This window comes from Luteitalea sp., from assembly GCA_009377605.1.
Lineage (GTDB): Bacteria > Acidobacteriota > Vicinamibacteria > Vicinamibacterales > Vicinamibacteraceae > WHTT01.
In genome coordinates this window covers 1-612 of the sequence record WHTT01000303.1, presented here as the reverse complement: position 1 = coordinate 612, position 612 = coordinate 1, and the positions used below count along the sequence as shown (strand labels likewise).

At 60.0% G+C, this 612-nt stretch carries 1 protein-coding gene; it reads left to right on the top strand.

Annotated features, from left to right (window positions below; all coding sequences use genetic code 11):
- Window positions 1-288: 288 nt before the first annotated feature.
- Window positions 289-612, top strand: a 324-nt coding sequence (locus tag GEV06_29045; protein MPZ21886.1) for a hypothetical protein, incomplete at its 3' end; no start/stop codon positions are given.

The window sequence follows — 612 nt, the reverse complement described above, 5'->3', positions numbered from 1 at the left end:
GGGATCTAGGGATCTAGGGATCTAGGGATCTAGGGATCTAGGGATCTAGGGATGGATCTAGGGGGGCGGGAGCAGCGGATCGGCTACATTCGACATTTCACGCTCGTACTCCTCACATCCGCTCGACAACCGGGCGGATGATCGACGCGTAGGTCTCCACATCGGTCACTGGCCGGATGACACGCATCGCGGAAAGCCGTAGTCATACGGGCGCGATGCGTCACAGGCAAGCCAGTGCAAGTCGCGGTTCTGTCGCGACCTCCTGCATGAGACTCAAGGAGACCTACCGTGAAGCGGACAACATTCTCACTCCTCGCTGTGATCGGATCGGCTGCGATCTTGGGTGCGATCGCCGATCCAGCTGCTCAGGATGCCGACCTACGGCGCCACTCTATACCGCTCTCCGCTGCGAGGCTCATCATTGAGTACAATGCCTCGGGCCAGGACGTCGGACTTCAGGCTTTCGTCGATGGCGAGCCATGGACGAGGTTTCAGATCCTCGCGCCCGACAGGCGAAAGATCTTCGATGTTCGGGGAAAGGGGCATCTCGGCATGCTCGGCTTGACCGAGCTGTTCGTCGAAAGTCACGAGCCGGTCGTACCCGACGAGCTC